This is a genomic window from Allokutzneria sp. NRRL B-24872, from assembly GCF_002155965.1.
Taxonomy (GTDB): domain Bacteria; phylum Actinomycetota; class Actinomycetes; order Mycobacteriales; family Pseudonocardiaceae; genus Allokutzneria.
In genome coordinates, this window is record NZ_MUMH01000052.1 from 18,231 (window position 1) to 27,811 (window position 9,581).

At 68.5% G+C, this 9,581-nt stretch carries 10 protein-coding genes and 1 other RNA gene; 9 read left to right on the plus strand and 2 right to left on the minus strand.

Annotated elements, in window-relative coordinates; translation table 11 throughout:
* Nucleotides 1-5: 5 nt before the first annotated feature.
* Nucleotides 6-983 (minus strand): ABC transporter permease, encoded by a 978-nt coding sequence (locus CCN37_RS15130; protein WP_086821410.1) that lies wholly within the window; start codon nucleotides 981-983, stop codon nucleotides 6-8.
* 497 nt (nucleotides 984-1,480) lie between these two features.
* On the opposite strand from CCN37_RS15130, the gene CCN37_RS15135 reads away from it, so the two are divergent.
* The 7 genes from CCN37_RS15135 to CCN37_RS15165 all read left to right on the plus strand — a co-directional run bounded on the left by CCN37_RS15135 (nucleotide 1,481) and on the right by CCN37_RS15165 (nucleotide 6,705).
* A complete protein-coding gene (locus CCN37_RS15135) occupies nucleotides 1,481-1,981 on the plus strand; it encodes a helix-turn-helix transcriptional regulator (RefSeq protein WP_086821411.1) in 501 nt (166 codons plus the stop codon).
* 122 nt (nucleotides 1,982-2,103) lie between these two features.
* Nucleotides 2,104-3,216, plus strand: coding sequence for a peptide chain release factor 2 (gene prfB, locus CCN37_RS15140; protein ID WP_086821412.1), 1,113 nt, complete (start codon nucleotides 2,104-2,106; stop codon nucleotides 3,214-3,216).
* Between the two features lie 172 nt (nucleotides 3,217-3,388).
* Nucleotides 3,389-4,078, plus strand: a complete 690-nt coding sequence (gene ftsE / locus CCN37_RS15145; RefSeq protein ID WP_086821413.1) for a cell division ATP-binding protein FtsE — start codon at nucleotides 3,389-3,391, stop codon at nucleotides 4,076-4,078.
* Nucleotides 4,079-4,136: 58 nt separating this feature from the next.
* Entirely contained in the window at nucleotides 4,137-5,039 is a 903-nt protein-coding gene (gene ftsX / locus CCN37_RS15150) for a permease-like cell division protein FtsX (protein WP_086821414.1), read from the plus strand.
* Between the two features lie 30 nt (nucleotides 5,040-5,069).
* Nucleotides 5,070-5,549 (plus strand): SsrA-binding protein SmpB, encoded by a 480-nt coding sequence (gene smpB, locus CCN37_RS15155; protein WP_086821415.1) that lies wholly within the window; start codon nucleotides 5,070-5,072, stop codon nucleotides 5,547-5,549.
* Nucleotides 5,549-6,445 (plus strand): amidohydrolase family protein, encoded by an 897-nt coding sequence (locus CCN37_RS15160; protein WP_086821416.1) that lies wholly within the window; start codon nucleotides 5,549-5,551, stop codon nucleotides 6,443-6,445. Before smpB ends, CCN37_RS15160 begins: the two co-directional genes overlap by 1 nt.
* A 74-nt stretch (nucleotides 6,446-6,519) precedes the next feature.
* Nucleotides 6,520-6,705: a hypothetical protein gene (locus tag CCN37_RS15165; RefSeq protein WP_210408034.1), complete on the plus strand. Its 186-nt coding sequence runs from the start codon at nucleotides 6,520-6,522 to the stop codon at nucleotides 6,703-6,705.
* On the opposite strand, the gene CCN37_RS15170 is transcribed toward CCN37_RS15165, so the two are convergent.
* Nucleotides 6,702-8,486, minus strand: a complete 1,785-nt coding sequence (locus CCN37_RS15170) for a transcriptional regulator (protein ID WP_168200683.1) — start codon at nucleotides 8,484-8,486, stop codon at nucleotides 6,702-6,704. The genes CCN37_RS15165 and CCN37_RS15170 overlap by 4 nt on opposite strands.
* A gap of 180 nt (nucleotides 8,487-8,666) precedes the next feature.
* On the opposite strand from CCN37_RS15170, the gene CCN37_RS15175 reads away from it, so the two are divergent.
* The gene (locus CCN37_RS15175) at nucleotides 8,667-9,056 is read left to right on the plus strand and encodes a hypothetical protein (protein ID WP_086821418.1); all 390 of its coding nucleotides are present in this window, start codon (nucleotides 8,667-8,669) and stop codon (nucleotides 9,054-9,056) included.
* A gap of 105 nt (nucleotides 9,057-9,161) precedes the next feature.
* Nucleotides 9,162-9,535, plus strand: a transfer-messenger RNA (tmRNA) gene (gene ssrA, locus CCN37_RS15180).
* The last annotated feature ends 46 nt before the right edge of the window (nucleotides 9,536-9,581 follow it).

Sequence of the window (9,581 nt, forward strand, 5' to 3'; positions counted from 1 at the left end):
CTCCCCTAGACCCGGACGCGCGGATCGAGCGCCGCGTACAGCACGTCGGACAGCCAGCCGGAGACCAGCACCAGCACGGCGGTGAACAGCGTCACCGTCGCCACGATGTTGGTGTCCTGCTCGTTGATCCCGGTCAGCAGCCAGTCACCCATGCCGTACCAGGTGAACAGCCGCTCGGTGAACACACCACCGGTGATCAGCAGGCCGAAGCCGAAGGCGAACAGCGTCGCCATCGGGATCAGCGCGGTGCGCAGGCCGTGCTTGAACAGCGCCTTGGCCCTGGAGAGGCCCTTGGCCTGCGCCGTGCGCAGGAAGTCCGAGCCGAGCACGTCCAGCATCGCGCTGCGCTGGTAGCGGCTGTAGAAGGCGATCTGGCCGAGCGCGATGGTCAGGGTCGGCAGGATCAGGTGGTGCAGCCGGTCCAGCAGCATCGCCCACCAGCTGCCCTCGAAGCCCGGTGTGTACTCACCGGTGAACTTCAGGACCGTGACCCCGGTGGCGTTGTTGAGTTGCAGCGCCCCGTACTTGAGCAACGTGCCGAGGAGGAACACCGGGGTGGACAGGATTATGAAGGAGTACAGGGTCGCGAAGTAGTCGCTGAACTTGTACTGCCGGATCGCGCTGACCACGCCGAGCAGAACTCCGAGCAGCACACCGACCAGTGTTCCCAACAGGAACAGCCTGAGGCTGATGCCCATGCGCCTGCCGAGTTCCTCGGTGATGGGCGCGCCGACGATCGTCTCGCCGAAGTTCCCCTCGGTGACGACTCCGCTGAACCAGGTGAAAAAGCGTTGGGGAATCGGCTGATCGAGGTGCAGACTCTGCTCCACCGCGGCGATGGCCGACGGCGGAGGTGGTGGGTTGAGCTCGCGCAGCTTCGTGATGGGGTCGAACGTCAGCGATGCGAGGCTGAACGCGAGGAATGTCGCGACCAGGCACAGCACCACGTAGTTCACCAGCCGGCGCAGCAGGAATCCGATCACCTGCCATGTCCTTTCCCGGACGACGCACTCCCCGAGGTCCCCCTTGACCTCGCCGGAGTGTTTCGAGCCCTTGTCGAGCCGTGACGATAACGCGCACGTCCAGAGTGGTCAGGGCGCAGATCCGCGCGACTGTCCGTGCTGACACGTGCGTATTCAGTGAGCTGAACCGGATCGACCTGCGGAACTGCGACGGGCCGTTATTGATACGTGATGATCTGTCACGCTCACGGGCCTCATCCGGCGGTCTATACGGTGAATAACTGAACGTGAACCGTTTAGCACATGCGTCCCCGGGCCACCTGTTCGCCGTCTTGATCACAGCGTGCGGTCGCCGTCCCCGGCGGCGTTCCGGGGCCGAACGGGTGATCAACGATCACGTTCGTCCCAGTGCCGTCCCGGGGCTCCCGAGGGGCCGCGACGGGCCCGCGACTAGCCACAGTGGACAGATGTGCAGACCACTGTGGACAGCGGGGGAAAGCCGTGGCACCGTTGACAAGGTGACTGAACTGAACGCAACCGCGGCAGCGCTGCTCGGCCTGCTGCACGACGGTCCGAAGACGGGCGGCCAGCTGGTCGCGTCCGCTGGGGAGCGCTTCGGTGCGTTCTTCAGTGTCACGCGGAGCCAGGTGTACCGCGAACTCCCCGCGCTCGCCGCGGCCGGGCTGCTGAAGCTCGGCAAGCAGGGTCCGCGCTCCAGCCAGCAGTACGTCATCACGCCCTCCGGGAAGAAGGCGTTCAAGACGTGGCTGGCCACCGAGCCCGGTCCCGACCACCTGCGCAGCCCGCTGATCCTCCGGCTGGTGCACGCGGGATCGCTTGCTGGCAAGCAGCGCGTCGCGATGGTCGACGCGGCGAAGCAGGCCTACAACGCCAAGCTGGAAGAGCTGAAGACGCAGGCCAAGTCCGCGGAGGACCCCTTCGCGAAGGCGGCGGCCGATTTCGCCGTCTCCCACACCAAGGCCGTGCTCAAGCTGCTCGACGCGGTTCCGACTTCCTGATCTTGCGGCAGGAATTCGACGGGGCCGTCCGCACCACGCGGGCGGCCCCTTCGCTTTCTCCCGAACTTCCACCGCGCATACCGGCGCACGCGGCCGCCGCGAAGTCAGTACGATTTCCCGACGTGAACCCCGATGTCGCTGCCGACCTGAAGGACCTCTCCGCAACGCTCGCCGGTGTCGAGGCGGTGATGGACCTCGAGAAGCTGCGCGCGGACGTGGACGAGCTGGAGGAACAGGCCGGTCGGCCGGACCTCTGGGACGACCAGGAGCGGGCCCAGCAGGTGACCAGCCAGCTCGCCTACAAGCAGGCTGATCTGCGCAAGGTCACCGATCTGCGCCAGCGCGTCGAGGACATCGAGGTGCTCTATGAGCTGATGGCCGAGGAGGAGGGCTCCGAGGCCGAGCTCGCCGAGGCCGACGCCGACCGCGCCAAGCTGCGCGAGCTGATCGCCTCGCTCGAGGTGCGCACGCTGCTCTCCGGCGAGTACGACGAGCGCGAGGCGCTGGTGACCGTGCGCGCCGAGGCCGGGGGCGTCGACGCCGCCGACTTCGCCGAGATGCTGATGCGGATGTACCTGCGCTGGGCCGAGCGGCACGGCTACCCGACCGACGTCTACGACACCTCCTACGCGGAGGAGGCGGGCATCAAGTCCGCGACCTTCCGCGTCCGCAGCCCCTTCGCCTACGGCACCCTCTCCGTCGAGCAGGGCACCCACCGCCTGGTGCGGATCTCGCCCTTCGACAACCAGGGCCGCCGCCAGACCTCCTTCGCCGGGGTCGAGGTCGTCCCCGTGGTGGAGCAGTCCGACCACGTGGAGATCGACGAGAAGGAACTGCGCGTCGACGTCTACCGCTCCTCCGGCCCCGGCGGCCAGGGCGTCAACACCACCGACTCCGCCGTCCGGATCACCCACCTGCCCAGCGGCATCGTGGTGTCCTGCCAGAACGAGCGCTCGCAGCTGCAGAACAAGGCCACCGCCATGGGCGTGCTCCAGGCCAAGCTGCTGGAGCGCAAGCGCCAGGAGGAGCGCGCCAAGATGGACGCGCTCAAGGGCGACGGCGGTTCCAGCTGGGGCAACCAGATGCGCTCCTACGTGCTGCACCCGTACCAGATGGTCAAGGACCTGCGCACCGAGCACGAGGTCGGCAACCCCGGCAACGTCCTCGACGGTGAGATCGACGACTTCCTGGAGGCGGGCATCCGCTGGCGCCGCCAGTCCGCCGACGCCGGCTGATCGGCGAGCTGATCCCCGCGCGCAAGCGCACGCCCGCGCGGCCGCGTCCCCCTGCCGGGGGACACGGCCGCGCGTCGTCAAACACGCCGTCACCAGGTGCGACACGCCGACTACCCGTTTGTCGGCTTGCGGCGAACACGCGTCACACACCCGGTGGGTAAACTCGCGCCTCGTGATCCGGCTCGAACACGTGTCCAAGGTCTACAAGACCTCGACCCGACCCGCGCTCGACGATGTCTCGGTGAACGTGGACAAGGGCGAGTTCGTGTTCCTCATCGGACCGTCAGGCTCCGGCAAGTCCACGTTCCTGCGCCTGCTGCTGCGCGAGGAGGTGCCCTCCAAGGGCACCCTGGTCGTCGCGGACTGGAACGTCGGGCGCCTCTCCCGGCGCCGCGTTCCCCGGCTGCGCCAGCGCATCGGGTGCGTCTTCCAGGACTTCCGGCTGCTCTCCAACAAGACGGTCGCCGAGAACGTCGCCTTCGCGCTGGAGGTGATCGGCAAGCCGAGGCACACCATCAAGAAGGTGGTGCCCGAGGTGCTGGAGCTGGTCGGCCTCGAGGGCAAGGCGGACCGCATGCCGCACGAGCTCTCCGGTGGTGAGCAGCAGCGCGTGGCCATCGCGCGCGCCTTCGTCAACCGGCCGCTGCTGCTGCTGGCCGACGAGCCGACGGGAAACCTGGACCCGGACACCAGCCAGGACATCATGCTGCTGCTGGAGCGGATCAACCGCACCGGCACCACCGTGCTGATGGCAACGCACGACCACTCCATCGTCGACGCCATGCGCAGGCGGGTCGTCGAGCTGCACCTCGGCAAGGTCGTCCGCGACGACGCCAGGGGCGTGTACGGGGTCGGCCGCTGACCGGCCCGGTCCCCACCAGCCCTCCCTCCGCCAGCCACCACTAGGAGCACCACTCCCGATGCGCGCCAGTTTCGTGTTCAGCGAGGTCATCACCGGTCTACGCCGGAACATCACGATGACCATCGCGATGATCCTCACGACCGCGATCTCGCTCGGCCTGCTCGGCGGTGGTCTGCTCATCGTGCGGCTGATCGACAACACCGAGAAGCTCTACTACGACAAGGTCGAGGTCTCGGTCTTCCTCACCAACGACGTCAGCGCCTCCGACGGGCAGTGCCAGCAGCAGATCTGCTCCGGCCTGCGGCAGTCGCTGGACAACAACGCGATCGTCGAGGACGTCGTCTACCAGAACCGCGACGAGGCCTACACGCGGTTCAAGGAGATCTTCTCGGCGCAGCCGGAGCTGGTGAAGCTGACCCGCCCCGAGTCGCTGCCCGCGTCCTTCCGCGTGAAGCTCAAGGACCCGCAGCGCTTCGACGCGATCTCCAAGGAGTACACGGGCAAGGTCGGCGTGCTCCGCGTCGTCGACCAGGACGTGCTGCTGAACCAGCTCTTCGAGTTCTTCGGCAGCTTCCGCAACGCCACCTTCGCCGTCGCGCTCGTGCAGGCGCTGGCCGCACTGCTGCTGATCTCCAACACCATCCAGGTCTCCGCGTTCACCAGGCGGACCGAGGTGGGGATCATGCGGCTGGTCGGCGCGACGCGGTGGTACACCCAGCTGCCGTTCCTCATCGAGGCGGTGGTCGCCGGTCTCACCGGTGCGATCCTCGCGCTCGCCGGCCTGTTCTTCGCCAAGGGCACGTTCGTGGACGACGTGCTCAAGGCGCCGATCGAGGCCAACATCATCGCGCCGCTGGGCTACGCCGACGTCTTCCAGGTCTCGCTGCTGCTCTTCCCGATCGGCGCGGTCATCTCGGCCATCACCGGCTACGTGACCCTGCGCCTCTACGTGCGCCTCTAACCGCTTTCCCGGCCACGTAGCATTGTCCTCATGGCCAAGGAACGCGGCGAGAAGGTGATCGCGCAGAACCGCAGGGCGCGGCACAACTACACCGTCCTCGACACCTACGAGGCCGGCGTCGCCCTGGTGGGCACCGAGGTCAAGAGCCTGCGCGCGGGCAAGGCCTCGCTCGTCGACGCCTACGCCTCCGTTGACGACGGCGAGGTGTGGCTGCGCAACGTCCACATCGCCGAGTACCACTGGGGCACGTGGACCAACCACGAGCCCCGCCGCAAGCGGAAGCTGTTGCTGCACAGGGCCGAGATCGAGCGGCTGATCGGCAAGACCAAGGAGAGCGGTCTCTCCCTGGTGCCGATGTCGATGTACTTCAAGGACGGCAAGGTCAAGGTCGAGCTGGCGCTGGCGCGCGGCAACAAGGCGCACGACAAGCGGCACATCCTCGCCAAGAAGACCGCCGACCGCGAGATGGCGAAGGCGATCGGCCGCGCCCGCAAGGGATACCGCGACTGATGCCGCCGGGCTCGGACGCCGAGGTCGCCGCCTGGGTGCGCGACCTCGGACTGCCCGGCCTGGTCGACCTGCACGTGCACTTCCTGCCCGAGCGCGTGCTGGCCAAGGTCTGGGCGTACTTCGACCACGCCAGCGCGAACTACGGCGTGGACTGGCCGATCCACTACCGCACGAGCGAGCCGGAGCGCGTGGAGTCCTTGCGCGCCTTCGGGGTTCGCGCGTTCGCGCCGCTGGTCTACCCGCACAAGCCCGGCATGGCCGCGTGGCTCAACGACTGGGTCCGCGCGTTCGCCGCCGAGGTGCCCGAAGCCGTCACCACCGCGACGTTCTTCCCGGAGCCCGAGGCGGAAACCTATGTGCGCCAAGCGATCGAGGCCGGAGCGCGCTGTTTCAAATCGCACGTGCAGGTCGGTGACTTCGATCCGCGCGATGAGCTGCTGAGGCCGGTCTGGGGCCAGCTCGCCGACGCCGACCTCCCCGTGATCGTCCACTGTGGACACGGTCCGCTGCCCGGGACGCACACGGGACTCGACGTCTTCGAGGAGGTGTTGCGCGAGCACCCGCGCCTGGTCGCGGTCATCGCGCACGCGGGCATGCCGGAGTACGACCACGCGCTGCGCCTGGTGCGGCGGTGGCCCGGCGTGCACCTGGACACCACGATGGTCGGCGTCGAGTTCACCACCACGCTCAGCCCGCTGCCGAAGGACTGGACGGCCCAGCTCGCCGACCTTCCCGATCGCATCGCACTGGGCACCGACTTCCCGAACATCCCGTACTCCTACGCCGAACAGCTGCGCGCGATCGCCGGCTGGGCGGAGTCCGACGACCGGCTCGGCGCCGACTTCCTCCGCTCCGTCCTGCACGACACCCCCGCGCGGCTGCTCGGCCTGTCCTAGCGCGTCGAGAGGGCCTACTTCGATGCCGGATCTGGTGCACTCCTGTGGTGCCCCGACCCGGAGGACCGGCATGTGTGGGACAACCGGTCGAGCTGGAGCTACTGCCGATCAGCCAGGCGGTGCGCGAAGCGGTGGACCGGCTTCGCGCGGAACTCGGACCGGCGTGGGAGATTCGGGACGAGTTCGGGGACCTGCACGAGGACCCGGACCTCGACCGCTACCTGGCCGACCCGGCAGGGTTCGACCGGACCGGGCACTAGGAGACCTTCGACAGCGCCGCGTCCTCGGCGAGCCCGGCCGCGAAGTGGTGGGTCAGCTTGGGCAGGGCGAAGCGCAGGGGGTTCCCGTGGTCGTCGATCCGGCGCGCGAGGTGCCGGTCGAGCAGCAGGTCCAGGCTGCGCTCCGCGTGCCCGTTCGACGTGCCGAGCAGGGTGGCCAGCGTCGCGACGGTGAACTCGGGCGACTCCAGGGTGCCGAGGCGGTCCAGCGCGGTTCTGCCGATCAGGTCGAGCTCGGCGTAGCATGAGCTGAGCCGGGCGCGCACGGACTCGTCGCCCGCGACCAGCTCGTCCAGCGGGTTGGCCGCTGAGACCAGCCGCCGCGCGACCTCCTGGAGCGCTCTGCCGTTGGCCCGCACGGCGGCGATCCGCACCGCGAGCGGGAGGTGGTCGCAGGCGTCGGCGATGAACTCCGCGTACTGGGCCGCGTCGGGCTCCTCGACCGCGTTCGCGCGTCCGAGCAGCATCCGCGCGCTCTCGCCCGACCGGAACCCGCCCAGCTCGACCAGCTCGGCCGAGTCCAGCCCGAGCAGCCTGCTCCTGGCCGTCACGATCGTCGCTGACCTGGGCGAACCCGGTAGCAGTGAACGAACCTGCGACTCGTTCGCAGCGTTGTCCAGCACGATCAGCACCGATCGGTCGGCGACGAGCGTGCGGTAGAGCGCCCGTCGCTCGCACGGGTCGGTCGGCTGCTCCGCAGGGCCGCGGCCGAGCGCGCTGAGCAGGTGGCCGAGCGCGTGCTCCCCGGTGTGCTCGGCGAGGTCGAGGTAGAGCTGGCCGTCGGGGAAGCTCTCGGCGGCCAGGTGCGCGGCCCGGATCGCGAGCGCGCTCTTGCCGGACCCCGCGGCCCCGGTCAGCACCAGCAGCGGCCAGCCGCCCGTCGCGGCCCTGGCCAGCCCGGCGGCGAGCGTGCTCAGCTGGGCCTGCCTGCCGACGAAGTCGGTGACGCCTCGGGGGAGCTGGCGCGGGACGGTCCGCCGCGCGGCCTCGCTCCGGGGGTGGGCGGCCGCGGGGAAGCCGGGCGCCTTGCCGGAGAGCACCGCCTGGTGCGCCCGCCTCAGGTTCGCGCCCGGGGCGATGCCCAGCTCGGAGGCGAGCAGCTGCCTGCCGTGGTCGTAGACCGCGAGCGCTTCGGTCTTGCGCTCGCCGAGCAGCAGCGCGGTCATCAGCTGCGCGCGGAACTGCTCGTGCAGCGGGTGCGCGCGGACCAGGCAGAACAGCTCGTCGACCACCTCGGGGTGCCTGCCGCCGAGCAGGTCGGCCTCGATCCTGGCCTCTTCCGCCGCCAGCCGCCGTTCGCGCCACGCCTCGGCCTGCCGGTTCAGGAACTCGACATCAGGAAGGTCGATGAATGGCTCGCCCCGCCATAGCGACAGGGAATCGCGCAGCGTCCGCGCGGCGCGTTCGGCGTCACCGGCAGTCAATTCCGTTCGCCCTCTGGCGAAAAGCTCATTGAAACGATCGATGTCCAACTCGCCCGGATTCACGGTGAGGCGGTAACCGGCTCGTTCCAGGTGGAGGCGGTCGGGGGCGCCCGCGGCGGCAAAGGCTTTGCGGACCTGGTAGACGTAAACCTGAATATTTTTTCTCGCGGAGCGTGGCGGATTGTCGCCCCAGAGTGCCGACACCAGGGCGTCGGCGGAGAACGCCTGGCCAGCGCGACACAGCAGCAGGGCGACGAGCGCGCGCTGCTTGGGCGCGCCAAGATCGACCCGTCCATCCGGACCGATGATCTCCAGTGCCCCCAGCACCCGGAAGTCCATCACTTGCACCATTCAGTTGTGATCCGGACGAGTTAATGCTCCACCAACAAGTTAACCCTCTTGTGAACACCTTGCAAGCAGGGCGTTATAGCGAATCCATACCCGGACTTAACCGGCTGAACGCAAGCTCTTTCGTGTTAGCTCGGATGAGCTGAACGTCACTACTGGAGGAGCCTGAACATGGGGTCTTTGACGTTCTTCAAGCGTGCCGCGGCGGTGCTGGCGATCACCCTGACGGCCTTCGGCACCGCGGCTGGGGCCGCCAGTGCCGCCCCTGCCGCCCTCGCTGACCAGGCGAGCGTCACCAGCGAAGTCGAGGCGCGGGCCTCCTGGTCGCACAAGTTCAGCAAGAGCACCACCCAGGGCCTCTACGCCGCCGTCATCACCGGTGGCGCCCTCGCGGGCAACGGCGCGTGCATGAAGGTCGCCCCCGGGTTCCTCAAGATCGCCTGCCCCGTCTTCGGCGCCTTCGTCGCCAACTACTTCGTCAACAACCCGCCCGCGGGCCGGTGCCTGCAGGTCAGCCTCACCACCAGGCCCTCGGCCAACGCCCAGTACGTCAGCTGCTGAACCCGCTCGACCCCGGCCCGCCCTGCCCTGGGCCGGGGTCGAACCGGTGCGCGGAAGAACCCACTGGCGCGAGGCGGTAAACTTCGAGGAGTTGCCACCAAGCCAGGGGGTGAACGGTTTCGACTCTGGACGATGATTCAGGGGAAGCGTGCAGGTGCAGGCGAGAGACCACCTCAAGCGTCGCCGCAAACCAACAAGCGCCGAGGCTAAGAGCCAGCGCGACTTCGCCCTCGCTGCCTAAGTAGCGGGGCAAGTCTGTCGGCCCGGGGATGTCTCCGACCCGGTTCCCGGCATCAGCTAGGGGACTCACCGTCACGGCCGGTCGCGGGTCGTGGCGGAACACCAAACAGCGACTGGGCCCGTCACACCGGACTTGTCCGCGAGACCGGTGGGGTCAAGCAGAGGCACAGCGGACTGCGCACGGAGAAGTCCTGATGAACCGGCAGAGGACCCGGGTTCGATTCCCGGCACCTCCACTGTGCTGTTCAGAGCCCCCCAGCTGGCGCTGGGGGGCTCTGAACAGCA